Raw genomic sequence first — 25,024 nt, forward strand, 5'->3', positions numbered from 1 at the left:
CGCCACGGAGCGGAGGCACCGTGCGGCTGCTCCTGAGCCCCGGGCGCCTGTCCGGCGCCCTCAGCGCGGCCCAGGTCGCCGCCGCCGTGCGCCGCGGCTGGCTGCAGACCGCCCCCGGCACGGAGGTCCGCGCGCTGCCGATGTCCGACGGCGCGGCCGGCCTGCTCGACGCCGTCCACACCGCGCGCGGCGGGGAGCTCGTCTCGGTCACCGTCCGCGGGCCCCTCGGGGACCCGGTGCCCGCCACCCTCCTCCACGTCCCCGGCACCGGGGGCGGCACGGCGTACGTCGAGGCCGGGCAGGTCCTTGGCCGCCAGCTCGTCGCGTCCGGCCAGGAGCAGCGGCACGCCGAGGAGGGCAGCAGCGCCGGCCTCGGTGAGCTGCTCCTCGCCGCCCGTGACCTCGGGGCGGGACGCGTCGTCGTCGGCCTGGGGGAGGCGGCCACGCACGACGGCGGTGCCGGCCTGGTCCGGACCCTCGCCGGCGCGGACGCCGGGCACGAGATCGACGGCGACGTGCTGGCGGCCGCCCACGGCGTGCTCGCGGGGGCCGACGTCGTCGTCGCCGCTGCCACGCAGGTGCCCCTCCTCGGGCTGCACGGCGCCGGTGCCCTCCTGTCCGACCGTCTCGGTCCGGCCGAGGCGCAGCGGCTGGACACCCGGGCCGGCGAGCTCGCTGCCTACCTGGACCGCCTCGGGCGCGTGCTGCCTGCCCGGACGGCGCTGCTGCCCGCGCCGGGCGGGCACGGCGCCGCGGCGCGTCCCGGACGCGCCGACGGGTCCGGCGCCGGGGGAGGAGCGGCCCACGCCCTCACGGTGCTGGGCGGGCGGCTGCTCCACGGTCCCGACGTCGTCGCCGCCGCCATCGGCCTGCCCGAGGCGGTGGCAAGCGCCGACGTCGTCCTCACCGCGACCGCGGTCCTGGACGCCCCCGCGGTCGACGCCTCCGTCGTCGCCACGGTGGGGCGAGCGGCGATGGAGCTCGGGCTGCCCGTCGTCGTCCTCGCCGAGGAGGTCCACACCTCCCGGCGCGAGGTCGCCCGCGCGGGGATCAGCGCGACGTACGCCACGGGCACCACCGGCGTCGAGGGGCTCGAGGGCTGGGCCGTACGGCTTGCGCGCACCTGGGCGCTCGAGGCGTAGGCTGGACGGGAACAACTGCGGCCGCGCCGTGGTTGACCGGTTGTACTGCCCCAGAGACAGCGGAGATGTGAGCATGAGCGAGACGACGGCTACGACGCCCACCGAGGTCCCGACGCACGAGATCGAACTCACCGACGTCGCCGCCCAGAAGGTCAAGACCCTCCTCGCGCAGGAGGGCCGTGACGACCTGCGGCTGCGGATCGCCGTGCAGCCCGGCGGCTGCTCCGGCCTCATCTACCAGCTCTACTTCGACGAGCGTCTGCTCGACGGTGACGCCGTGCGCGACTTCGGTGGCGTCGAGGTCATCGTCGACCGGATGAGCGTGCCCTACCTCGCCGGCGCGACGATCGACTTCGCCGACACCATCGAGAAGCAGGGCTTCACGATCGACAACCCGAACGCGGGCGGCTCCTGCGCGTGCGGCGACTCCTTCCACTGAGACACGCCACCGGCGGATCCCGCCACGGCCCGTTGGGACCAGGGTTACACCCCTGGCCCGGCGGGCCGTTTCGCGTACCAGGGCAGTGTTAGCGGTAAGGTGGCCGGAAGGACGTAGGTCCTGTCTGAAATGCCCTAAACGCGTCGTGTCGGAAGGTCTTGAAGTGCGATCACCGTCCTCCGGTAGCCGCTCGCCCCGCGGTTGGCGACTGGTAGTCCTGGGCCTTGTGGCGGCCCTCACCCTCGCCGGCTGTGCCGAGCTCGGCGCCCCGCGGAACGGCTTCCTGCCCTCCGAGCCGGGCCTGACCGACAAGACCGAGTCGATCATCAACCACTGGAGCGGCGCCTGGGTCGCCGCCCTCGCCGTCGGCGTCATCGTGTGGGGCCTGACGATCTGGTGCATCGTGGCCTACCGCAAGCGCAAGAACGACAACGCGCTCCCGGTCCAGCTGCGCTACCACGTGCCGCTCGAGCTCATGTACGTCGTCGTGCCGATCCTCATGATCGGGGTGCTGTACTTCTACTCCACCCAGGTCACGCACGAGCTCACGGACACGAGCGCGGAGCCGGACCTCACGATCCAGGCCTACGGCAAGCAGTGGAGCTGGGACTTCAACTACATCGACGATGGCGTCTTCTCCGAGGGCGGCCGCGTCCAGCTCACCGGTGAGGAGGGTGTCGAGGAGACGCTCCCGACCCTCTACCTGCCGGTGGGGGAGACCGTCGAGTTCATCGTCGACTCCCGCGACGTCCAGCACTCGTTCTGGATCCCCGCCTTCCTCTTCAAGATCGACATGATCCCCGGGCACACCAACGTCTTCCAGGTGACGCCGCAGGAGGAGGGCCACTACCAGGGCAAGTGCGCCGAGCTGTGCGGTGAGTTCCACTCGGAGATGCTCTTCAACGTCGAGGTCGTCGACCGTGCGACCTACGACGCCCAGATGGATGCGCTGCGGGAGGCCGGCAACGTCGGCGTCCGCGGCGAGGAGTACAACCGCGTGTACGACCAGCGCGGCTACCTGCAGGACGGGACGGTAAACAACTGATGGCCACCACCGACGAGGCACGCCCTCAGCTCGTCCCCGGGCTGCGGCCGGAGCGCCAGAGCCTGGGACGCACTGTCGTCAGCTGGGTGACGTCGACCGACCACAAGGTCATCGGCTACCTCTACCTCATCACCGCCTTCCTGTTCTTCCTCATCGGCGGCGTGCTCGCCATGGCGATGCGTCTGGAGCTCTTCGACCCCGGCATGGCACTGTTCCAGTCCAAGGAGCAGTACAACCAGTTCTTCACCATGCACGGCACGATCATGCTGTTCCTCTTCGCGACGCCGCTGTTCACCGGCTTCGGGAACGTCTTCGTGCCGCTGCAGATCGGTGCCCCTGACGTCGCCTTCCCGCGGCTCAACATGTTCAGCTACTGGCTGTTCCTCTTCGGTGGGCTCATCGCGCTGGCCGGCTTCCTCACCCCGAAGGGGGCGGCGAGCTTCGGCTGGACGGCCTACACGCCGCTGTCGCTCGAGCCGTTCTCACCGGGCCTCGGTGGCAACCTGTGGGTGCTCGGCATCGGGTTGACCGGTTTCGGCACGATCTTCGGCTCGGTCAACTTCATCGCGACGATCATCACGATGCGCATGCCCGGCATGACGATGTTCCGGATGCCGATCTTCACCTGGAACATCCTCATCACCTCGCTGCTCGTCCTCATGGCGTTCCCGGTCCTCGCGGCCGCGCTGTTCGGCCTGGCCTTCGACCGTGTGCTCGGCGGGCAGATCTACAACCCGGAGAGCGGCGGTGCCCTGCTGTGGCAGCACCTCTTCTGGTTCTTCGGCCACCCCGAGGTGTACGTCATCGCGCTGCCGTTCTTCGGCATCATCAGCGAGGTCCTGCCGGTCTTCTCCCGCAAGCCGATCTTCGGCTACAAGGGCATCGTCTTCGCGACGATCGCCATCGCGGCCCTGTCGATGACCGTGTGGGCGCACCACATGTACACGACCGGTGGAGCGCTGCTGGACTTCTTCGCCCTCATGACGATGCTCATCGCGGTCCCGACCGGTGTGAAGTTCTTCAACTGGATCGGCACGATGTGGCGCGGCAAGCTCACCTTCGAGACGCCGATGCTGTGGTCGCTGGGCTTCATCGTCACCTTCCTCTTCGGTGGCGTCACCGGCATCATCCTCGCCAGCCCTGCGATGGACTTCCAGGTCCACGACTCCTACTTCGTCGTCGCGCACTTCCACTACACCGTCTTCGGCACCGTCGTGTTCGCGATGTTCGCCGGCTTCTACTTCTGGTGGCCGAAGATGACCGGCCGGATGCTCAACGAGCGTCTGGGCAAGGTCCACTTCTGGATGCTGTTCCTCGGCTTCCACGGCACCTTCCTCATCCAGCACTGGCTCGGCGCGCAGGGCATGCCCCGCCGCTACCCCGACTACATGGTCGAGGACGGCTTCACGCTGATGAACCAGGTCTCCACCGCCGGCGCCGCGCTGCTCACGCTGTCCACGCTGCCGTTCCTGTGGAACGTCTACGTCACCTCGCGCGGCCCGCGCACCGTGTTCGTCGACGACCCGTGGGGCTTCGCCAACTCCCTCGAGTGGGCCACCAGCTGCCCGCCGCCGCGGCACAACTTCACCTCCCTGCCCCGGATCCGCTCCGAGCGTCCCGCCTTCGACCTGCACCACCCGGAGGTCGCGGCGATGGACCAGGCCGCGGTGCCGGACCAGGGTGTCCTCGAGCAGGCACTGGGCGACGCCCAGCGCACCGGTGGCGGGGACGCCGCCTCCCAGCCGCAGCCGGGACGCACGTCCACGGCCACGCTCGAGCGTGAGGACGACGACGAGAAGAAGGGCAAGGCCTGATGGCACGCGAGCACGACCGCGCACCCGGCGAGCAGTCCGCCGAGCACCCCAAGCCCCTTGGCGTCGAGAAGTGGCTCTTCATCGCCGGCGTCGTCTTCTTCCTCCCCGTGGCCCTGGTCTACGGCTTCTGGACGGGCTGGGAGCCGATCGGGACGGTCGCCCTGCTCCTCCTCGTCGGGCTGTACGGCCTGTCCGGCTTCTACCTGGCGCTGCTGGCCCGTCGCGTCGACCCGCGTCCGGAGGACAACCCGGTCAGTGACGTCGACGAGCACGCCGGTGAGATCGGCGTCTACGCGCCGCACTCGTGGTGGCCGTTGGTCCTCGGCGTCGCCGCGGCGCTGGCCTTCGCCGGTGTGGCCGTCGGCTGGTGGATCTTCGGGATCGGCGTCGCCGTCGGCGTCGTCGGCCTGATCGGTCACACCTACGAGTTCTCGCGCGGCCCGCACGCGCACTGAGCTGACCTCACACGGCCCGAACGGGCGGCGCTCCACGAGGAGTGCCGCCCGTTCGGCGTTTCTTGGGGGCAGCCGCGGCTGTACGCCGTGCCGGGTTCACCGCAGCTGCGTCCCGTACGGGGGCGGCGGCGTCCGTCGGTGCGGACGGCGGAGGGCGACTGCGCGGCCGGGAGTCGCCAGCTGCGTCTTCTGGGACGCACCTGCGGTACCTCAGCGGCGTGTGGCAGGTGCGTCCAGCGGTCCTGACGTGCGTACCGGACGAGGGCACCGAGAGCGGCTGCTTCATGGGCGCCTGCTGGGCCCTTGTGGCGGTACGCGGGCGTCGGAGACGGTGACGAGCGTGATTGGGCCCCGTCGTCGGGCAGCGCGCGCTTGAGGCGCCGCCGTCGGGTATCGACGGGCCGAGCGTTGCAGCGGCGACTCCTCGGGCTGCACGGCCGGGAGCCGGCAGCCGCGTCTCTGGGACGCACCTGCGGTACCTCAGCGGCGTGTGGCAGGTGCGTCGAGCGGTGCGGACGTGCGTACCAGACGAGGGCAGGCACAGACGCACGAAGGCCCGGCAGCCCTGAGGGGGCTGCCGGGCCTTCGCGGCGCTACGGAGGCGTCAGACGACCGTCACGGGGGTGATGAGGCCCGCCGTCTGGGTGCGCGCGCGCTCGAGGCGAGCGGCGACGTCGCGCCAGTTGACGATGTTCCAGAACGCCTTGACGTAGTCCGCCTTGACGTTGAGGTAGTCGAGGTAGAAGGCGTGCTCCCACATGTCGAGCATGAGCACCGGGGTCAGGCCCAGCGGCACGTTGCCCTGCTGGTCGAAGAGCTGGAAGATCGACAGCTTCTGGCCGATCGAGTCCCAGCCCAGCACGGACCAGCCGGAGCCCTGGATGCTCGTCGCGTTGGCGGTGAACTGCGCCTTGAAGCCCTCGAAGGAGCCGAGCTGGTCCTTGATGGCCTCGGCGAGCTCGCCCTCGGGCTCACCGCCGCCCTCGGGGGAGAGGTTGTTCCAGAAGACCGTGTGGTTGACGTGGCCACCGAGGTTGAACGCGAGGTTCTTCTCGAGCAGGTTGATCGCGGCGTTGTCGCCGCTCTCACGGGCCGCGGCGAGCTTCTCGAGGGCGGTGTTCGCGCCGTCGACGTAGGTCTTGTGGTGCTTGGAGTGGTGCAGCTCCATGATCTTGCCGCTGATGTGCGGCTCGAGGGCGCTGTAGTCGTACGGGAGCTCCGGCAGGGTGTACACGGTCATGTGTCTCCTCCTCAGGTCGTCCCGGTGCGGGAACGCACCGGCCTACATATGGCATGTGCCCGGCAGTGATGCCGGGCACATGCACTCATCGGTCTAACCTACGACGACGTCGGGTTGTTCCGCCCGTCGGTTCCAGCGCCGATGGACGCGCGCTCCTCGGGACGGTCGAAGGCCTCACGCAGGCCCCCGGACTCGACCTCGGCGTGGCTGCCGTTGCCGTTGCCGTGAGCGCCGTGCTCGGCGTTCGCGGCGGCCAGCTCGGCCGGGGTCACCGGCTCGACCCGGTCCTCGTAGAGGAGGCGGGACAGGCGCTGGAGCGGCTTGTCCTTCGCGGCGCCGGGGCGGCGCACACCGTTCTCGTCCTCGGGCGGCTCGATCTCGAGCATGCGGTCGGCCTCGTGGTGGACGAGCAGCCAGCGCTCCTCCTGCGTGAGGGGCTGGTGCACCTCGAGGAACTCACCGGTGGGCATCCGCACGATGCGGCCCGTCTCGTGGCCGTGGAGCGCGAGCTCGCGGTCACGGCGCTGCAGCGAGAGGCAGATGCGCTTGGTGAGCCAGAACGCGAAGACCGGCGCGACGAAGAGGGCGATGCGCAGGAACCACGTGATGCCGTTGAGCGACAGCTCGAAGTGGGTGGCGACGAGGTCGTTGGAGCCGGCGACGTTGAGCACCATGAAGGCGGTGATGATCGCGACGCCGACGGCGGTGCGGGTCGGCGCGTTCCGCGGGCGGTCCAGGACGTGGTGCTCGCCGCGGTCCTTGGTGACGGCCGCCTCGAGGAAGGGCCACACCGCGAGCGCGGTGAACAGGATGCCCGGCACGACGACACCCGGGATGAGGACGTTGAGCGACAGGACGTAGCCGAAGATCGTGAACTCGGCGAAGCCCGGCATGAGCCGCAGCGCGCCCTCGAGGAAGAGCATGTACCAGTCGGGCTGGGCGCCCGCGCCCACGGGCGAGGGGTCGTAGGGCCCGTGGGTCCACACCGGGTTGATCGACACGAGGCCGCCGAGCAGGGCGAGGAAGCCGAAGACGATGAAGAAGAACCCACCGGCCTTCGCGGCGTACACCGGCAGGACCGGGTAGCCGACGACGTTCTTCTCCGTCTTGCCGGGCCCGGGGTACTGCGTGTGCTTGTGGACGACGACGAGGATGAGGTGGACCGTCACCAGCGCGATGATGAGGCCCGGCACCACGAGGATGTGGATCGTGAACAGCCGCGGCACGATGTCGGTTCCCGGGAACTCCCCGCCGAAGAGCGCGAGGGAGACGTAGGAGCCGACGATCGGGATCGCGCGCGCCACGCCGTCGGCGATGCGCAGGCCGTTGCCCGACAGGACGTCGTCGGGGAGGGAGTAGCCGGAGAAGCCGGCGAGGAGCGCGAGGATCATCAGCGAGAAGCCGACGAGCCAGTTGAGCTCACGGGGCTTGCGGAACGCGCCGGTGAAGAACACGCGGAGCATGTGCGCGACGATCGACGCCACGAACAGCAGGGCCGCCCAGTGGTGGATCTGCCGCATGAGCAGGCCGCCGCGCACCTCGAAGGAGATCCGCAGGGTCGAGGCGAAGGCCTCGGACATCGCCACGCCCTGCATCGCCTCGGGCAGCGCGTCCGAGGGGTAGGTGACGTGGCCCATGCTCGGGACGAAGAACATCGTGAGGAAGAAGCCCGACAGCACCAGGACGATGAAGCTGTAGAGCGCCACCTCGCCGAGGAGGAAGGACCAGTGGTCCGGGAAGACCTTGCGGGCGAACTCCTTGACGGCCTTGCCGATACCCGTGCGCTGGTCGAGGTAGTCAGCGGCCGGTGCCGCCTTGCTGGGCTTGCGAGCCGTGGTGGTGCTCATCGGTTCTCATCCATTCGCTCGCGCTCCCAGAAGCTCGGGCCCACGGTCTCGTGGAAGTCCGAGCGGGCCACGAGGTAGCCCTCGGTGTCCACGGTGATGGGGAGCTGCGGAAGGGCGCGATTCGCCGGTCCGAAGACCACCTTGGCCTCGTTGGCGAGGTCGAAGGTGGACTGGTGGCAGGGGCACAGCAGGTGGTGCGTCTGCTGCTCGTAGAGAGCGACGGGGCAGCCCACGTGGGTGCAGACCTTGGAGTAGGCGACGATGCCGTCGTAGCTCCAGTCCCGGCGCTCGGGGGAGACGTTGAGCTCGGAGGGGTCGATGCGCGTCATGAACACGACCGCCTTGGCCTTCTCCTCCAGGTAGTGCTCCTGGTCGCTGATGCCGTGCGGGATGACCTGGAAGGCCGACCCGTTGGTGACGTCGGCGGCGCGGATGAGGCGGTTGTCCGGGTCGGTCGCGAGACGACGGCCCATCGTGCCGTCGGGCAGGCGGCCACCGGTGCCCTCGGGCACGTCGCCCCAGGCGGTGTAGCGGAACTTGCGGGTGTCCCACGACGGGCTGAGCTCACCGACGAGCGGGACGACGAAGGGCAACGGCGCGAGGGCCGCGGCTCCGACGAGTGCGCCCTTGAGGACGGGGCGACGGGCGATCCCGGCCTCGGCGACACCGGTCTCGAGCATCGTCACGGCCTGCTCGCGGACCTCAGGGGAGGAGGCGGCCGGCTTGCGCTGCTCGACGTACTCGGTGTTCGACATGAGCGTCTTGGACCAGTGGACGGCGGCGAGGCCGATGCCCAGCATGCCGAGCCCCAGCCCGACGCCGAGAGCGATCGTCGAGAGGCGGACGTCCAGGAGCGTGGTCCCGACCGGGATGAAGAGGAAGCCGACGACCCCGCCGACGGAGGCGAGGATCGAGACGAGCAGGAGCGTGACGACCTGGCGCTCGGCGCGCTTGGCGGCCTTCGGGTCGCGGTCCGCCATGCGCTCGGGGTGGTGCGGCAGGCCCGGGTCCTCGAAGCGCTGGGGGACGTCGGCGACCGGTGCCCCGCCCGTGGCGGGGGTCAGGTCACCAGAGGGGCGATTCGTGCTCACGAGGACCGTGCTCCCATCCACACTGCGATACCGATGATGCCGCCGATGCCGACGAGCCAGACCCAGAAGCCCTCGGAGACCGGGCCGAGGTTGCCGAGCGAGAACCCGCCGGGGGCGACCTCACGCTGCTCCATGATGTAGGCGATGACGTCGCGGGCGCCCTCGTCGGTCACCGACGCCTCGTTGAAGATCGGCATGGACTGCGGACCGATGCGCATGGCCTCCCAGATCTGGGTGGGCGTGGCCTGGTCGAGCGGCGGGGCGACCTTGCCCTCGGTCAGCGCACCACCGGCGCCGACGGCGTTGTGGCACATCGAGCAGTTCGTGCGGAACAGCTCCATGCCGCTCGCGGCGTCTCCGAGCTCGGGGTCGACCTGCTCGTCGGAGGGGATGGCGGGGCCCGGGCCGAGGCTGGCGACGTACGCGGCGAGCGCGGCCGTCTGCTCCTCGTTCATCTGCGGGTCCTTGCGCTCCGCCTGCGGGGAGTTGTTGGCCATCGGCATGCGGCCGGTGGACACCTGGAAGTGCACGGAGGCGGCACCCACGCCGACCAGCGACGGCGCCAGGTCGGTGCCCTGGGCGTCCAGGCCGTGGCAGGTGGAGCAGTTCGAGCGGAACAGCGCCTCGCCTTCCTCGATCATGTCCTGGCTGGCGGCCTGGGCGTTGGCCGGCTCGGAGGTGACGGCTGAGTACGCCACCCCCGTGAGGATCAGGGCCAGGAGCAGGAGGACGACCGGCGCGAGCCGGTGCCTTCTGCTGGCGGCGAGTGCCTTCACGGTGATGTGTCCTTCTCTGGCGTTGCGGGTGGAACGGGGGCGGGTCGCCGGTGCTCTAGAACATCTCGAGGAAGTAGATGATGAAGAACATCGCGACCCAGACGACGTCGACGAAGTGCCAGTAGTAGGACACGACGACCGCGCCGGTGGCCTCGTAGTGGCCGAAGCGGTTGGCCGCGAACGAGCGGCCGAGGATGAAGAGGAAGGCGATGAGGCCGCCGAGCACGTGGAGGGCGTGGAAGCCCGTCATGATGTAGAAGACCGAGCCGTAGGGGCTGGAGGACACCGTGAGGCCGTGCGAGACGAGCTCGGCGTACTCGAAGGCCTGACCGGCGACGAAGAACGCGCCCATGATGAAGGTGAGGACGAACCACTCCTCCATGCCCCAGCGGCGCACGTCCAGCAGCTTGCCGGTCCGGCGCGGCTGGAAGCGTTCGGCGGCGAACACACCCATCTGCGCGGTCACGGAGCTGGCGACGAGGACCAGGGTGATGGTCAGTGCCCAGGGGATGTTGAGCATCGAGTAGTTCTCGGGCCAGATCTCCGCCGACACCGACCGGTGGGTGAAGTACATGGCGAAGAGGCCAGCGAAGAACATCAGCTCGCTGGACAGCCACACGATGGTGCCGACCGATACTGCGTTCGGCCGGTTGACGTTCACGTGGGGGGCGCTCGGAGCAGCCGTAGTAGACGACACGATTGCCATTATGGCCCGAAAGTTCACGTGGATGACCACTCCGGACGCGTGCGTTTCCTCCTGCGCCTCGACCTCAGGCTAGGAGTTCCGCGACATCTCGCGCCTGAGTCCTTGGTCCCGATCCGGTCACGGCGCAACACGCCGGTGGGGCCGGTGTCCGCTTCGTCTCATTCGGGCCGACGACGGCGTGGCCCGGGCCGTGGGCTTGTGCGCCCCGGTCCCGCGGCGTGACTACCATTCGAGGAGGTCACCGCGCCTCGCGGTGTGTACCGAGCGAACCTGGAGGACGACGATGACGCCCGCGCAGCCCGACGCAGCCGCGACCACCGACACCGACGTCGTGGACGTGCTGCTCTACAGCGACGACGTCACGACCCGCGAGCAGGTCCGCCGGGCCATCGGCCGCCGCGCCGCGGTCGACGTCCCCCGGATCCGGTGGACGGAGGCGGCCACGCACGAGGGCGTGGTGATGAAGGCCAGGGAGGGTGACTTCGCTCTCATCGTGCTCGACGGCGAGGCGGCCAAGGCTGGCGGCATGGCCGTGAGCCGGGAGCTGAAGAGCGAGATGTACAAGTGCCCGCCCGTCGTCATCCTCACCGCGCGCCCGCAGGACGCGTGGCTGGCGACGTGGGCGCAGGCCGACGCGATCGTCCAGGCGCCGATCGACCCGGTGGAGATCCAGGAGGCCGTGGCCGGACTGCTGCGCTCGGGCGGTCGTCGGTGACGGTGGAGGGGGTCGAGCCGGTCCAGCCCACGTGGGCGGACCTCATCACCTCCCTCGTCGCCGGGGAGCACCTCAGCGCCACGCAGACCGGCTGGGCGATGGACCAGGTGATGTCGGGCCTGGCCAGTCCCGTCCAGCTCGCCGGCTTCCTCGTCGCGCTGCGGGCCAAGGGCGAGACGGTGGCCGAGCTCACCGGGCTCGCCGACGTCATGCTCGAGCACTCGGTGCCCATCGACGTGCCCGACGACGTCGTCGACATCGTCGGCACGGGCGGGGACCGCGCCCGGACGGTCAACATCTCGACGATGTCCTCCCTCGTCATCGCGGGCGCGGGGGTGCCCGTGGTCAAGCACGGCAACCGGGCCTCGAGCTCGGCGAGCGGCTCCGCCGACGTCCTCGAGGTGCTCGGCGTCCGCCTCGACATGGACGTGCCCCAGGTGGAGGCGGTGTTCCGGGAGGTCGGGATCACGTTCTGCTTCGCCCAGACCTTCCACCCCTCGATGCGGCACGCGGCCGTCGCCCGCCGCGAGCTCGCCGTCGCCACCGCCTTCAACGTCCTCGGCCCGCTCACCAACCCCGCGCGTCCGCGGGCGGCCGCCATCGGCGTCGCCGACCGGCGGATCGCCCCGCTCGTCGCCGGTGTCCTCGCGCGCCGCGGGACGCGCGGGCTCGTCTTCCGCGGCGAGGACGGGCTGGACGAGCTGACGACGACGGCGGCCAGCCGGGTCTGGCACGTCGCCGACGGCGAGGTCACCGAGCACCTCCTCGACAGCCGCGAGGTCTTCGGGCTCGCGCCGGCGACCATCGCCGACCTGCGCGGCGCGGACGCGACCTTCAACGCCGGGGTCGCCCGGGAGATCCTCGACGGGGCGACCGGGGCGGTGCGTGACGCCGTCCTGCTCAACTCGGCCGCCGCTCTCGTCGCGCACGGCAGCCTCCCCGGGACGAGGGCCGACGACGGCGACCTCGTCACCCGGCTGCGGGCCGCCATGGACCTGGCCACCGCGGCCATCGACGACGGCCGGGCGCGCGGCGTGCTCGACCGGTGGGCAGCCGCCAGCGCCGCCCTCTGAACGCGGGCGGCACCGGCCGTCAGCGAGACCGCCGGCGGGACCCCGCCGGCAGCGAGACGAAGGAGACCCCATGCTCACCGCCATCGTCCTCATCGACACCGACGCCTCCCGCGTGCCCGAGGTCGCCAAGGAGGTCGCCGAGCTGGACGGGATCAGCGAGGTCTACTCGGTCACCGGCGACGTCGACCTCATCGCGCTGGCGCGGGTACGCCGCCACGAGGACCTCGCCGACGTCGTCGCCGACCGCGTGGGCAAGGTCAAGGGCGTGACCAACACCCGCACCTACATCGCCTTCCAGGCCTACTCCAAGCACGACCTCGAGTCGGCCTTCGCCATCGGCCTGGGCGACTGACGCCGCCCCCGCTCCCGGCTAGGCGGTCGGGGGCAGGGGGTACTTGGCGGCGCCGTCGACGGGCCACGCGAGCGGCTCGTCGCCCTCCTCGTGCTGGACCAGGCGCGTGGCGGGGTGCTCGATCCAGTCCGCGATGAGCTCGGCCTCCTCCGTGCCGGAGGCGCCGAGGACGGTGGAGGGGGCGGGGACCTCCTCACCGGTTGCGACGAGGGCGTCGATGGTCGGCATCGGGTTGACCCCGCGGGGCACGGTGCTGGTGCCGGCGAGCCGGCCGTACCGCACGAGCACGACCTCCCAGCCGCCGTCCTCGGTGCGCCGGGCGGCGACGAGCTGCGGGCTGCGCCACAGCGGACGCAGGCGCTGTGTGCGCCGCGCCGCGACGAGGTAGGCACGCAGCCGGTCACGCTCGGCGGCCGCCTCCTCGTAGCGCTGCTGTCCCGCGAGCGTGCCGATCCGCGCGCGCAGCGCGGCGACGACCGGACCGGCCGCGGAGGTGAGGCCCGCGCGCACGGAGGCGGCGACCTCGGCGTAGTCCTCCAGGCTCTGGGCACCGGTGCACGGGGCGCCGCAGCGGCCCATCTCGGCCAGAGCGCAGGCGCGGGCCTCGGCCGAGGGGACGACGGGCAGGCGCTGGCTGCAGCGCCGGACGGTGAAGGCCTCCTCCAGCGCCTCGAGCGCCGACTGCGCGGCGGCCCGGGAGGAGAAGGGGCCGATCGCCTCGGCGCTGCGCCCGGCGGGGACGCTGCGCACGATCGACAGGCGCGGGAAGGGCTCGTCGGTGAGCCGGATCCACGGACGGCGGTGCGGCTTGCGGGAGCGGCGGTTGTAGGGAGGGTCGAGCTCGGCGATGAGCCGCAGCTCCCGCACCGCCGCCTCGAGCTCGGTGGCGCACGGGATGGGACGGACCTCCTGGGTGAGGTCGACCATCTCGCCGATGCGCTTGCGCTTCTCCGCGGCGGTGAAGTACGACCGCACCCGCCGGCGCAGGTTGACGGCCTTGCCCACGTAGAGCACCTCGCCCCCGGGGCCCAGGAACTGGTAGACACCGGGACCGGTGGGCAGGGAGTCGGCGAGGGTGGCCTTGCGGCGCCGCTTGTGGGGCACCGGGTCCCCGAGGGTGGCGAGGTCCTCGAGGTGGGTGGCGCCGAGGGGCGCGAGGCGGCCGAGCAGTCCGTGGAGGACGTCCACCGTGGCCCGCGCGTCGTGCAGCGCGCGGTGGTCGGGGCTGGTGGTGGCACCGAAGAGGGCGGCGAGCGTGCCGAGCTTGTTGTTGGGCGCCTCGTCGCGCGTGACGGTGCGGCGAGCCAGGGCGACGGTGTCGACGACGGCGGGTGAGGGCCACGGCATCTCGAGACGCGAGGCGGCCGCGCGGAGGAACCCGACGTCGAAGCGGGCGTTGTGCGCGACGAGCACGGTGGTGGGGCCGAAGCCGGCGAACTCGAGGAAGGCGGGCAGCACCTCCCCGATCCGCGGGGCGCCGACGAGCATGGCGTCGGTGATGCCGGTGAGGACGGTGATCATCGGCGGGACGGGCCCGCCGGGGTCCACGAGGGTCTGGAACTCCCCGAGGACCTCCCCGCCGCGCACCTTGACCGCGCCGATCTCCGTGATCTCGCACTGCGTGGGGGAGCCGCCGGTGGTCTCGAGGTCGACGACGACGAAGGTCACCTCCGACAGCGGCACGCCGATCTCGTCGAAGCCGATCTGGAGGGGCACCCCGGCCCCGGCGCGGGTGGCGCCCTCGAGGTCCAGCCGACCACCGGGGGCGGGAGCAAGCAGGTTCGCGGTCACGAGTCCGACCGTACGTGCGACCACCGACAAGCCCCCGGTGCCGTGCCGGGACCCGCGATGTCAGAGGTCACCCCTACGGTCGCGGCATGATCATCGACTGCGACTCCTGCACCATGCGGACCATCGCCTGCGACGACTGCGTGGTCAGCTTCCTCACCGACCCCGGCCGCGAGCAGGCGCCGGCGGCCCGTGACCTCGGGGAGGACGAGCGCACCGCGCTTGCCGTCCTCGCCGACAGCGGGCTCGTCCCGCCGCTGCGGCTGCGGCGGTCCGGGACGGCCTGAACCGTGCCCGGCCAGCACGCCCCGCGCACCGGCAGGGCTGTGCCGCGCGCCCGGGCACCGGCAGCGCTGTGCCGCGCGCCGCGCCCGGGCACCGGCAGGCTGTGCCGCGCCCCGCGCCCCGCGCCCCGCGCCGCGCGCCCGCGCCCCTGCAGCGCTGTGCCGTGCCCCGCACGCACCACGGCCGGTGCCCGCGCGGTCGCGGGCACCGGCCGTGGAGGTCGGACGTCAGCCGCGGGTGGCGGCGGGCGTCTCGGCGTAGATGTCGTCGATGGTCTTCGCGTAGTCGCGGAGCACCGCGTTGCGTCGCACCTTCATCGACGGCGTGAGGTAGCCGTTGTCCACGGTGAAGTCCTCGTCGAGGACGACGAACTTCCGGATGGACTCGGCGCGCGAGACCTTCTTGTTCGTCCGGTCGATCTCCATCTGGATGTGCTCGCGGACGAGCGGGTCCTGCGCGGCCTCCTCGACGCTCATCGGCTCCTTGCCGTGGTTCTTCAGCCAGCTGGGCAGCATCTCGGCGTCGAGGGTGATGAGCATGCTGATGAAGTGCCGGCGGTCGCCGATCGCCAGGCACTGGGAGATCAGCGGGTGGGCGCGGGTGGGGTCCTCGAGCTGGCTGGGCGCCACGTTCTTGCCCCCGGCCGTCACGATGATCTCCTTCTTGCGGCCGGTGATCGTCAGGCAGCCGTCCTCGTCGAGCCGTCCGACGTCGCCGGTGTGGAACCAGCCGTCGGAGAATGCCTCCGCCGTCGCCTCGGGGTTGTTGTGGTAGCCCCGGAACACCGCGATGCCCTTGGCGAGGATCTCGCCGTCGTCGGCGATCCTGATGCCGCACCCGGGCAGCGGGGTGCCCACGGTGCCGATCTTCACGCGTCCGGGACGCGCGACGGCGACGGGCGCGGTGGTCTCGGTCAGGCCGTAGCCCTCGAGCACCACGAGCCCCAGGCCGCGGAAGAAGTGCCCGAGACGCTCACCGAGCGGGGCACCGCCCGAGACCGCGTAGACGGCCTGCCCACCGAGCACGGCCCGGATCTTCTTGAGCACGAGCGCGTCGGCGACCTTGTGGAGCGCCTTGAGCCGCACCCCGGGGCCGCCCGGCTGGTCCAGCGCACGGGAGTAGGCGATGTTGACCTTCGCGGCCCACCGGAAGATCTTCACCTTGCCGCCGGCCGCGGCCTTCTGCTCGGCGGCGTTGTAGACCTTCTCGAAGACGCGCGGGACCGAGAGGATGAAGGTCGGGCGGTAGGTGCCCATGTCGGCGACCAGGTCCTTGGTGTCCGGCGTGTGGCCCAGCGGGACGCCGGCGGCGATGACGAGGACCTCGACGAAGCGGGCGAACACGTGGGCCAGCGGCATGAAGAGCAGCGTGCGCGCGCCGGGGTAGTCGAACACCTCGTGGAGGTCCTCGATGGCGTTGCGGCACAGCTCGACGAAGTTGCCGTGGGTGAGCTCGGCGCCCTTGGGGCGGCCGGTGGTGCCTGAGGTGTAGATGATCGTCGCGATGTCGTCGAGGCCGACGGCGGAGTGGCGGGCGGCGAGGTCGGCGTCGCTGACCTCACGGCCGAGGGCCACGAGGGCGTCGATGGCGCCGTCGTCGATCGTCCACACCTCCCCGAGGTGCGGCAGGCCGCCGTTCTCCTCGCGGGCCTGCGTCACGGTCGCGGCGTGGGCGGGGGTCTCCACGACGGCGGCCACGCAGTCGGAGTCCCCGAGGATCCACGCGCACTGGTCGGGGGAGGAGGTCTCGTAGACCGGCACCGGGACGGCGCCGGCGTGCCAGATCGCGAAGTCGAGGATCGTCCACTCGAAGCGGGTGCGGGACATGATCGCGACGTGGTCCCCGGGACCGACGCCGGCGGCCATGAGTCCCTTCGCCACGCTCTCGACGAGTTCGAGGACCGCGCTGGTCGTGTACTCGCGCCAGACCCCGTTCTCCTGGCGCTCGATGAGCACCTTGGAGGGGGAGGACGTGGCCTGCGCGATGAGGAGGTCGCTCACGCTGGTCGACGATTCGGACGTCACGGCAAGGGGGACATGGAACTCGTCCATACTGACTCCAGTGGCAGCGGTAGGAGGGATTGACTACCGGCTCCACGATATGGCAGATCTGGGCGTTTCGGAGCCACCTCCACAGGGAAGTGGCGCCGTGTCCACGACGACGGACAGGAATCATCGATGACGACGATCGGTATCGACATCGGCGGGACGAAGATCGCCGCCGGTGTTGTCGACGAGACCGGCCGGGTGCTCGCGCAGACCCGCCGCGCGACGGACGCGCTGGACCCCGAGGCGATCGAGAGCGCGGTCATCGCGTGCGTCGCCGAGCTGCGGTCCGGGTACGACATCACCGGCGTGGGCGTGGCCGCGGCCGGCTTCGTCAGTCCGAACCGCGACGGCATGCGCTTCGCCCCGAACATCGCGTGGCGTGACTACCCGCTCCGTGACCGGCTGGCGCGCGGCATCGAGGTCCCGATCGTCATCGAGAACGACGCGAACGCCGCCGGGTGGGCGGAGTTCCGCTTCGGCGCCGGCCGCAACGCCCGCTCGATGGTCATGCTCACGCTCGGTACCGGGCTCGGCGGCGCGATCGTCCTGGACGACCGCCTGCTCCGCGGGGCCTTCGGCGTGGCCGCCGAGCTGGGCCACATGCGCGTGGTGCCCTCGGGCCACTACTGCGGCTGCGGCCACGAGGGCTGCTGGGAGATGTACGCCTCCGGCCGCGCGCTCACCCGCGCCGCCCGCAACGCCCTCATCACCGACGAGGACCGCGCCGGCCGCCTGCGCGAGCTCGCGGCCGCCGACGGCGGCAAGGTGCGCGGGCAGCACGTCACCCTGGCCGCCGCCGAGGGCGACCCGCTCTCGCGTGACCTCGTCACCGAGCTCGGCCGCTGGGTGGGGGCCGGGATCGCCGACCTCGTCGCCATCCTCGACCCCGAGCTCTTCGTCATCGGCGGCGGGGTCGCCGACACCGGGGACCTCGTCCTCGAGGCCGCCCGGGCGTCCTTCCGTGACCAGCTCTCGGCCCGCGGCTACCGGCCCGAGGCGCAGATCGTCCTTGCCGAGATGGGCAGCGAGGCCGGCATCGTCGGCGCCGCCGACCTCGTCCGTCACTGATGCCGGGTGGGCACCCGCGGTCAGACGACGGCGCCGTCGTCGTAGTCGTCGGTGTCCCGGCGGGCCGGCATGCGCCACAGGAGCAGGCCCACGCCCACCGCCAGCGCCCCGGCGGCGACGAGCCAGACCACGCCAGGGGCCGAGCGCCACAGCAGGACGCACAGCAGCATGACCGCCAGCCCGCCGAGCACCCCGCCCCAGGCGACGACGAGCACCGGCTCCGAGCCGGACAACGGGTCCGGGTCGGGCTCGCTGAAGCCGTCGACGACGTCGCGGGCGCGGTCGTCGTCCTCCGTCTCGGCCGCGGGGGCGTAGTCCCGCGGGCCCGGCGCGGGCGGCGCTGCCGGGGGCGGCGGCGCGGGATCCGGCCCTGACTCCTCCTCCGGGGGCAGCCGCAGCTCGCCCAGACGCGCGGTGAGCTCGGCCCACTGGGCGTCGAGGTCGTCGTCGGGCACGTGGTCGCCGTCAGCGGCGCCCCGGGTAGGACCAGCCATGGGGAGCACTCTAGAGTGCTTCAGGTACGCGCGGTCCGATCCGGCGCCGCCGGCAGCAAAGGGGTAGTGAGTGTTCTACGGCTTGATGAAGGCGACGCTGGGCACGACGCTGCGCGTCTTCTACCAGCCGTGGATCCGCGGCGCGGAGAACGTGCCCGAGGAGGGCGCGGCGATCCTCGCGAGCAACCACCTCGCCGTCATCGACTCCTTCTTCCTCCCGCTCATGGTGCGCCGGTCCGTCGTCTTCCTCGGCAAGCAGGACTACTTCACCGGGCGCGGGGTCAAGGGCAAGCTCGTCGCCGGCTTCATGCGCGGCGTCGGCACGATCCCGGTCGACCGCAGCGGCGGACGCGCCAGCGAGGCCGCGCTGCGCACCGGGCTGCGCCGCCTCGAGGAGGGGGGCCTGTTCGGGATCTACCCCGAGGGCACCCGCAGCCCCGACGGCCGCCTCTACCGTGGCAAGACGGGCGTGGCGCGCCTCGCCCTCCAGTCCGGCGCCCCCGTCATCCCGGTCGCGATGATCGGCACGAACATCGCCCAGCCGATCGGCACCCGCATCCCGCGCCTGCGCCCGATCGGCATCGTCATCGGCAAGCCGCTCGACTTCAGCCGCTACGCCGGCCTCGAGGAGGACCGCTTCGTCCTGCGCTCGGTGACCGACGAGATCATGTACGAGATCATGCGCCTGTCCGGCCAGGAGTACGTCGACGCCTACGCCGCCTCGGTCAAGGCGCGCGCGGCCTCCGGCACGGCCCCGGCCACGGCCGCGCCCGCCGCCCCGGCGGGCCCCGGCGGCCGCCGTGTCCCCGGCACCGGCGTGCCCGAGCCCACCGAGCGCGAGCTCGCCGAGGGCAAGGAGCTCCTCGAGGCCGCCGCGCAGGAGGCCGAGACCGCGGCCGGCGAGGACGAGGACGGCGCGGGCACGCCGCCGTCGTCGTCCACGAGGTAGGCAGTCCCGGGTCACCTCTCCGGGCGTCACTACACTGGGGGGACGCGCGCGAGCACTCCCTGCTCGCCGGCCGCTGCCCCGCGGCCGCCGTTCGACGAAAGGTTGCCGATGTCCGTCCGCCGTGTCGCCCTGCTCACCGCAGGTGGCTTCGCCCCCTGCCTGTCCTCCGCGGTCGGAGGTCTGATCGAGCGCTACACCGAGGTGGCGCCGGACGTGGAGATCATCGCCTACCAGTACGGCTACCACGGCCTGCTGACGGGCACGAAGGTCGTCATCGACGACGAGGCGCGCGCCAAGGCGAGCGTCCTGCACGACTTCGGTGGCAGCCCGATCGGCAACAGCCGCGTCAAGCTCACCAACGCCAAGAACCTCGTCGAGCGTGGCCTCGTCAAGGAGGGGGACGACCCGCTCAAGGTCGCCGCCGAGCAGCTGCGCGCCGACGGCGTCGACGTCCTCCACACCATCGGTGGCGACGACACGAACACGACGGCCGCGGACCTCGCCGCCTACCTCGAGGACAACGGCTACCACATGGCCGTCGTCGGCCTGCCGAAGACCATCGACAACGACATCATCCCGATCCGGCAGTCCCTCGGCGCCCACACCGCCGCCGAGCAGGCCAGCCGCTTCGCCCAGAACATCATCGGCGAGCACCGCTCCAACCCGCGGATGCTCATCGTCCACGAGGTCATGGGCCGTCACTGCGGCTGGCTCACCGCCGCCGCCGCCCGCGACTACCACCAGTGGGTCGCCGAGCGTCCCGAGTGGAACCCGAGCGCCGGCCTGAGCAAGGAGCGCTGGGACGTCCACGCCGTCTTCCTGCCCGAGATGAAGCTCGACCTCGAGGGCGAGGCGCAGCGCCTGCGCGCCGTCATGGACGAGATCGGCAACGTCAACATCTTCCTCTCCGAGGGCGCCGGCGTGCCGGAGATCATCGCCGAGCTCGAGGCGAAGGGCGAGGAGGTCCAGCGCGACCCCTTCGGCCACGTCAAGCTCGACACGATCAACCCCGGCCAGTGGTTCGCCAAGCAGTTCGCCGAGCTCATCGGCGCCGAGAAGGTCATGGTCCAGAAGTCGGGCTACTTCTCCCGCTCGGCCGCGGCCAACGAGCAGGACATCGCGCTCATCAAGTCGATGGTCGACCTCGCGGTCGACAGCGCCTTCAAGGACGTCTCCGGCGTCGTCGGGCACGACGAGGAGAACGGCGACGAGCTGACGACGATCGCCTTCCCGCGCATCGCCGGCGGCAAGGCCTTCGACATCACCCAGCCGTGGTTCACCGAGCTCATGGCGAGCCTCGGCCAGGACGTCACCCCGGCGGAGAACGCCGCCCACTGACGGTCACGCGCACGGGTGAGGGTGGGTCGCGAGCGTGCGGCCCGCCCTCACCCGTGAGTTGACCGCCGTGTGTGCCGGGACACAGGCTGGGGTCACTCGTCCGGCACCTGCCGGACGTGCTCCTGCCGAGAGGTGCTTCACCGATGAGACGTCCTGTCCTGGCCTCGGGGGTGACGCTCGCGCTGGCCGCCGGCGTGGTCGCGCTCCCGACGTCGGCCTCGCCCGCCGCAGCCGCCCTGCCCGACCCGCTCCTCGTCCCGGCCCCCGTCGAGGCCACCTACACCGGTGAGTCGGTGCCCGTCGAGGACGTCGACGTCGTGACGGACGCGTCGACCGACGACGCCGCGCTCGCCGCGCTGCTGGCAGCGTTCGACGCCTACGGCGTCGAGGACGTCACCGTGCTCGAGCCGGGCCAGGAGCCCGCGGGCTTCGCGGTCGCGGTCGTCGGGGCCGACGCCGTCGAGGACGAGGGTGTGCCGGAGGAGGCCGAGGGCTACGCGCTCGTCAGTGACGCGGACGGCGCGCTGGTCGTCGGGCGCGACGGCGCCGGGCAGTTCTACGGCGTCCAGACGCTCGTCCAGCTGCTCGCGGACGTCGACGGCGCCACCCACCTGCGGGAGGCCGCCGTCGTCGACCACCCGGCGATGGCGCTGCGCGGGACGATCGAGGGCTTCTACGGCGAGCCCTGGACGCATGCCGAGCGTCTCGACCACCTCGACTTCCTCGGGTCGGTCAAGGCCAACACCTACGTGTACGCCCCCAAGGACGACCCGTACCACCGTGACCAGTGGCGCGAGCCGTACCCCGAGGACACTCTCGCCGAGCTCACCGAGCTCATCGCGCGCGCCGACGAGAACCACGTCCAGTTCACCTTCGCCGTCTCCCCGGGCGTGTCGATCTGTTACTCCGACCCGGAGCACCGCGCCGACCTCGAGGCCAAGCTCGACGCCATCTACGACGCCGGGGGCCGCTCCTTCTACATCGCTCTCGACGACATCGCCTACACCGACTGGAACTGCGAGGCCGACGCCGAGGCGTACGGGCCGGCCGGTCAGGCGGCTGCGGCGGCGGCACAGGTCGACCTGCTCAACGACGTCCAGCAGACGTGGGTGAGCGAGCGTGAGGGCGTGCGCCCGCTGCAGATGGTCCCCACGGAGTACGGGGACCTCGAGGCCACCGCGTACAAGGACGTGATCCGCGAGACGCTCGACCCCGCCGTCGTCATCCAGTGGACCGGCACCGACGTCGTGCCCACCTCGATCACCACCGCGGACGCCGAGCGGTTCTCCGAGCTCTACGGGCGGCCGGCGTTCCTCTGGGACAACTACCCGGTCAACGACTTCGGCGACACGGCCGGACGCCTCCTGCTCGGCCCCTACGCCTACCGGGACAACGGCCTGTCCGAGCACCTCACCGGGATCGTGTCGAACCCGATGAACCAGCCCTACGCCTCGGAGGTCGTCGTCGCGAGCGTCGCCGACTTCGCCTGGAACGACGCCACCTTCGACGCCGAGGAGTCGTGGCTGCGGTCCCTGGCCCTCCTCGCCGGCGGCGACGCGGACGTCACGGCCGCCCTCGCCGTCTTCGCCGACCTCAACCGGCAGGCGCCGACCTTCGGTGCCGAGCCGTGGCAGCCGCAGGCGCCGGGCCTCACGGCCGTCGCGGAGGAGTTCCGCACGACGTGGGAGGAGGGCGACACCGACGGCGCCCTGGACCAGCTCAGCGCCTACGCCGAGCTGCTCGCCGTGGCCCCGGAGCTCATCACCGAGGGTGTGCACGACGGCTTCCTCGCCGACGCCGCCCGGTGGCTGGAGTCCACCGCGCTGTGGGCGGACGCCCTGCGTGACGCGATCGCCTCCGTCGACGCGCGCCTGGCCGGTGACGCCGAGGCAGGGGAGGAGCTGGCGGCACGGGCGCGCGAGGCGGCCGCGGCCGCGTCCGACGTCCCCGTCGACCCGCTGCGCAACCGCTGGCCTGCCGACAGCCGGGTCAAGGTGGGTGACGGCGTGCTCGACGTCCTCGTCGAGGACCTGCTCGCCCTCGAGGTGAGCGCGCCCGAGCCGACCGAGCCGCCCACCGACGGCGCGAGCCCCGAGCCCACCGAGGGCGCCACGCGCGTCCCGACGGACGACGCGCCCGACACCGGCTCCGGTGGGGCGACGGACGAGGCCTCGGCCGCGCCGGGCGGCTCGCTCCCGAGCACGGGCGCCGGCGGCGTCGCGGGGTACCTCGCCCTGGCGGCCGTGCTCGCGGCGCTCGGCGGTGGGCTCCTCCTGCGCCGGCGGACCGCGGGCGCCTGACCGCACAGCGCCAGGGCCCCTTCCCACCGGTCGGACCGGTGGAAAGGGGCCCTCGTCGTTCGTCGTATTGTGGAGCGCGTGAGTATCGAGGCTGATCCCGCGGTCCTGCGCGGGCTGGACAACTGGCGCGACCTTCCTGCTTCCCAGCAGCCGGAGTGGCGCAGCGCCGAGGAGCTGCGTGCCGTCACCGACGAGCTCGCCGTCTCCCCGCCGCTCGTCTTCGCCGGCGAGGCCGACCAGCTGCGCGAGCACCTGGCCAAGGCCTCTCGCGGTGAGGCGTTCCTCCTCCAGGGCGGTGACTGCGCCGAGACCTTCGCGGAGTCGACGGCGGACAACATCCGCAACAAGATCCGCACCATCCTCCAGATGGCGGTCGTCCTCACCTACGGCGCGAGCCTGCCCATCATCAAGATGGGCCGGATGGCCGGCCAGTACGCCAAGCCGCGCAGCAACACGATGGAGCTGCGCGACGGCGTCGAGCTGCCCGCCTACCGGGGCGACGCCGTCAACGGGCACGCCTTCACCCCCGAGTCCCGCGTGCCGGACCCGAACCGGCTGCTGTCGGCGTACCACCGCTCCGCGACGACCCTCAACCTCATCCGCGCGTTCACCGGCGGCGGCTTCGCCGACCTGCGGCGCGTCCACGAGTGGAACCGCGGCTTCACCTCCAACCCCGCGTACAAGCGCTACGAGCAGCTGGCCGCCGAGATCGACCGCGCCGTGCGCTTCATGGCCGCGGCCGGCGCCGACTTCGACGCGCTGCGCACCGTGGACTTCTACTCCAGCCACGAGGCGCTGCTCCTCGACTACGAGCGGGCCATGACGCGCATCGACTCGCGCACGGGGCACCCGTACAACACCTCGGCCCACTTCCTGTGGATCGGGGAGCGCACCCGTGAGCTCGAGGGCGCGCACGTCGACCTCCTCTCCCGCGTGCACAACCCCATCGGCGTCAAGCTCGGCCCGGCGACCACGCCGGAGACCGCCCTCGCCCTGCAGGAGCGGCTCAACCCGGAGGGCACCCCCGGGCGCCTCACCTTCATCACCCGCATGGGCGCCGAGCGCATCCGCGACGTCCTGCCGAGCCTGCTGTCCGCGGTGGCCGCGGAGGGCAGCCCCGTCACGTGGGTCTGCGACCCCATGCACGGCAACACCTTCTCCTCGCCCAGCGGGTACAAGACGCGCCGCTTCGACACGGTCCTCGACGAGGTCCGCGGCTTCTTCGAGGCGCACCAGGCGGCGGGCACCGTCCCCGGCGGCCTGCACGTCGAGCTCACCGGCGACGACGTCACCGAGGTGCTCGGCGGCGGCGAGGAGATCGACGAGGGTGCGCTCAGCCGCCGCTACGAGACGCTCGTGGACCCCCGGCTCAACCACCAGCAGTCGCTGGAGATGGCCTTCGCCGTCTCGGAGATGCTCCGCGGGAGCTGACGGCCAGGGATCGGGGGGAGCGGTGAGCACGGCGGGGGCGATCGAGGTTCCGCCCGAGCGGAGCGTCCCGCCCGGGCAGCACCTCGTCGCCGAGGCACCGGTCATGCACTACGGCCCGGTGCCGCGCCCGCGCCCGGACCGGTGGGACTTCGCCGTCGGCGGGCTGACCCGCGACGGCGCGGAGCACCGCTTCTCGCTGGACGAGGTCCTCGCGATGGCACCGGTCGAGGTCCTCGGTGACCTCCACTGCTCGGCCAGGTGGAGCACGCTGGACGAGCGGTGGTCGGGCGTCGCGGCCCGCGCGCTCGTCGAGGCCGCGCCCCCGGCGGACGGCGTCGAGGACGTCCTCGTCTTCGCCGAGTACGGCTACAGCGCCACCATCCGGGTCGACGACCTCATGTCCGCGCGGGCCGTCCTCGCCACGCACCACGACGGCGCGCCCCTCACCCAGGAGCGCGGCGCGCCGCTGCGCCTGGTCATCCCGCACCTGTACTCGTGGAAGGGCCCCAAGTGGGTGCGCGGGTGGAACTACACCGCCACTCCCGAGCGCGGCTTCTGGGAGCAGCGCGGCTACCACCTGCGCGGTGACGCGTGGCGCGAGGAGCGCTACTCCTACCAGGAGTAGCAG

Annotated in this window: 23 protein-coding genes; 15 read left to right on the forward strand and 8 right to left on the reverse strand. The window is 71.7% G+C overall.

Annotation, left to right across the window (positions count from 1 at the left end):
• Window positions 1–20: 20 nt before the first annotated feature.
• The 5 genes from H9624_RS02235 (at window position 21) to ctaF (ending at window position 4,895) form a co-directional block, all read left to right on the forward strand.
• Complete coding sequence (locus H9624_RS02235) at window positions 21–1,142, forward strand: glycerate kinase (RefSeq protein ID WP_251838279.1); 1,122 nt, start codon at window positions 21–23, stop codon at window positions 1,140–1,142.
• A 73-nt stretch (window positions 1,143–1,215) separates the two neighbouring features.
• Window positions 1,216–1,581, forward strand: coding sequence for a HesB/IscA family protein (locus H9624_RS02240; RefSeq protein ID WP_110850942.1), 366 nt, complete (start codon window positions 1,216–1,218; stop codon window positions 1,579–1,581).
• Window positions 1,582–1,744: 163 nt separating this feature from the next.
• The gene (gene ctaC / locus H9624_RS02245) at window positions 1,745–2,626 is read left to right on the forward strand and encodes an aa3-type cytochrome oxidase subunit II (protein WP_443678506.1); all 882 of its coding nucleotides are present in this window, start codon (window positions 1,745–1,747) and stop codon (window positions 2,624–2,626) included.
• On the forward strand, window positions 2,626–4,440 hold the full coding sequence (gene ctaD, locus H9624_RS02250; RefSeq protein ID WP_251838281.1) for an aa3-type cytochrome oxidase subunit I: 1,815 nt from the start codon (window positions 2,626–2,628) through the stop codon (window positions 4,438–4,440). Before ctaC ends, ctaD begins: the two co-directional genes overlap by 1 nt.
• The gene (ctaF, locus tag H9624_RS02255; RefSeq protein WP_251838282.1) at window positions 4,440–4,895 is read left to right on the forward strand and encodes an aa3-type cytochrome oxidase subunit IV; all 456 of its coding nucleotides are present in this window, start codon (window positions 4,440–4,442) and stop codon (window positions 4,893–4,895) included. The genes ctaD and ctaF overlap by 1 nt, the downstream gene beginning before the upstream one ends.
• Before the next feature lie 604 nt (window positions 4,896–5,499).
• On the opposite strand, the gene H9624_RS02260 is transcribed toward ctaF, so the two are convergent.
• From H9624_RS02260 to ctaE, 5 genes are all read right to left on the reverse strand, one after another.
• Window positions 5,500–6,135 (reverse strand): superoxide dismutase, encoded by a 636-nt coding sequence (locus tag H9624_RS02260; RefSeq protein WP_251838283.1) that lies wholly within the window; start codon window positions 6,133–6,135, stop codon window positions 5,500–5,502.
• Window positions 6,136–6,233: 98 nt separating this feature from the next.
• Window positions 6,234–7,982 carry a cytochrome bc1 complex cytochrome b subunit gene (gene qcrB / locus H9624_RS02265; RefSeq protein ID WP_251838284.1) on the reverse strand — a complete coding sequence of 583 codons (1,749 nt, stop codon included), beginning with the start codon at window positions 7,980–7,982 and terminating at the stop codon, window positions 6,234–6,236.
• Entirely contained in the window at window positions 7,979–9,073 is a 1,095-nt protein-coding gene (gene qcrA, locus H9624_RS02270; RefSeq protein ID WP_251838285.1) for a cytochrome bc1 complex Rieske iron-sulfur subunit, read from the reverse strand. Before qcrA ends, qcrB begins: the two co-directional genes overlap by 4 nt.
• Entirely contained in the window at window positions 9,070–9,849 is a 780-nt protein-coding gene (gene qcrC, locus H9624_RS02275) for a cytochrome bc1 complex diheme cytochrome c subunit (protein WP_251838286.1), read from the reverse strand. The genes qcrA and qcrC overlap by 4 nt, the downstream gene beginning before the upstream one ends.
• A 55-nt stretch (window positions 9,850–9,904) precedes the next feature.
• Window positions 9,905–10,555, reverse strand: a complete 651-nt coding sequence (ctaE, locus tag H9624_RS02280; protein ID WP_251838287.1) for an aa3-type cytochrome oxidase subunit III — start codon at window positions 10,553–10,555, stop codon at window positions 9,905–9,907.
• A gap of 283 nt (window positions 10,556–10,838) precedes the next feature.
• Between ctaE and H9624_RS02285 the strand changes: the two genes are divergently transcribed.
• The 3 genes from H9624_RS02285 (at window position 10,839) to H9624_RS02295 (ending at window position 12,695) form a co-directional block, all read left to right on the forward strand.
• On the forward strand, window positions 10,839–11,270 hold the full coding sequence (locus H9624_RS02285) for a response regulator (RefSeq protein ID WP_251838288.1): 432 nt from the start codon (window positions 10,839–10,841) through the stop codon (window positions 11,268–11,270).
• Between the two features lie 2 nt (window positions 11,271–11,272).
• Window positions 11,273–12,343, forward strand: a complete 1,071-nt coding sequence (gene trpD / locus H9624_RS02290) for an anthranilate phosphoribosyltransferase (RefSeq protein ID WP_372435117.1) — start codon at window positions 11,273–11,275, stop codon at window positions 12,341–12,343.
• Between the two features lie 70 nt (window positions 12,344–12,413).
• On the forward strand, window positions 12,414–12,695 hold the full coding sequence (locus H9624_RS02295) for an Lrp/AsnC family transcriptional regulator (RefSeq protein ID WP_110850950.1): 282 nt from the start codon (window positions 12,414–12,416) through the stop codon (window positions 12,693–12,695).
• 18 nt (window positions 12,696–12,713) lie between these two features.
• On the opposite strand, the gene H9624_RS02300 is transcribed toward H9624_RS02295, so the two are convergent.
• A complete protein-coding gene (locus H9624_RS02300; protein ID WP_251838290.1) occupies window positions 12,714–14,486 on the reverse strand; it encodes a DEDD exonuclease domain-containing protein in 1,773 nt (590 codons plus the stop codon).
• Between the two features lie 86 nt (window positions 14,487–14,572).
• Between H9624_RS02300 and H9624_RS02305 the strand changes: the two genes are divergently transcribed.
• Entirely contained in the window at window positions 14,573–14,770 is a 198-nt protein-coding gene (locus tag H9624_RS02305) for a hypothetical protein (RefSeq protein ID WP_251838291.1), read from the forward strand.
• Between the two features lie 225 nt (window positions 14,771–14,995).
• On the opposite strand, the gene H9624_RS02310 is transcribed toward H9624_RS02305, so the two are convergent.
• Window positions 14,996–16,819: an AMP-dependent synthetase/ligase gene (locus H9624_RS02310; RefSeq protein ID WP_251838292.1), complete on the reverse strand. Its 1,824-nt coding sequence runs from the start codon at window positions 16,817–16,819 to the stop codon at window positions 14,996–14,998.
• Between the two features lie 126 nt (window positions 16,820–16,945).
• On the opposite strand from H9624_RS02310, the gene H9624_RS02315 reads away from it, so the two are divergent.
• Complete coding sequence (locus H9624_RS02315; protein WP_251838293.1) at window positions 16,946–17,884, forward strand: ROK family glucokinase; 939 nt, start codon at window positions 16,946–16,948, stop codon at window positions 17,882–17,884.
• A 20-nt stretch (window positions 17,885–17,904) separates the two neighbouring features.
• On the opposite strand, the gene H9624_RS02320 is transcribed toward H9624_RS02315, so the two are convergent.
• Entirely contained in the window at window positions 17,905–18,378 is a 474-nt protein-coding gene (locus tag H9624_RS02320) for a hypothetical protein (RefSeq protein ID WP_251838294.1), read from the reverse strand.
• 70 nt (window positions 18,379–18,448) lie between these two features.
• Between H9624_RS02320 and H9624_RS02325 the strand changes: the two genes are divergently transcribed.
• The 5 genes from H9624_RS02325 to H9624_RS02345 all read left to right on the forward strand — a co-directional run bounded on the left by H9624_RS02325 (window position 18,449) and on the right by H9624_RS02345 (window position 25,021).
• Window positions 18,449–19,327 (forward strand): lysophospholipid acyltransferase family protein, encoded by an 879-nt coding sequence (locus tag H9624_RS02325; RefSeq protein ID WP_251838295.1) that lies wholly within the window; start codon window positions 18,449–18,451, stop codon window positions 19,325–19,327.
• Window positions 19,328–19,435: 108 nt separating this feature from the next.
• Window positions 19,436–20,665, forward strand: a complete 1,230-nt coding sequence (locus H9624_RS02330) for a pyrophosphate--fructose-6-phosphate 1-phosphotransferase (protein ID WP_251838296.1) — start codon at window positions 19,436–19,438, stop codon at window positions 20,663–20,665.
• A gap of 143 nt (window positions 20,666–20,808) precedes the next feature.
• Window positions 20,809–22,965: a glycoside hydrolase family 84 protein gene (locus H9624_RS02335; RefSeq protein WP_251838297.1), complete on the forward strand. Its 2,157-nt coding sequence runs from the start codon at window positions 20,809–20,811 to the stop codon at window positions 22,963–22,965.
• A gap of 78 nt (window positions 22,966–23,043) precedes the next feature.
• Window positions 23,044–24,396, forward strand: coding sequence for a class II 3-deoxy-7-phosphoheptulonate synthase (locus tag H9624_RS02340; protein ID WP_251838298.1), 1,353 nt, complete (start codon window positions 23,044–23,046; stop codon window positions 24,394–24,396).
• A 103-nt stretch (window positions 24,397–24,499) separates the two neighbouring features.
• The gene (locus H9624_RS02345) at window positions 24,500–25,021 is read left to right on the forward strand and encodes a molybdopterin-dependent oxidoreductase (protein ID WP_286010771.1); all 522 of its coding nucleotides are present in this window, start codon (window positions 24,500–24,502) and stop codon (window positions 25,019–25,021) included.
• Window positions 25,022–25,024: the final 3 nt, after the last annotated feature.

It is taken from the genome of Oceanitalea stevensii (assembly GCF_014837105.1).
Classification (GTDB): Bacteria; Actinomycetota; Actinomycetes; order Actinomycetales; family Actinomycetaceae; genus Oceanitalea; species Oceanitalea stevensii.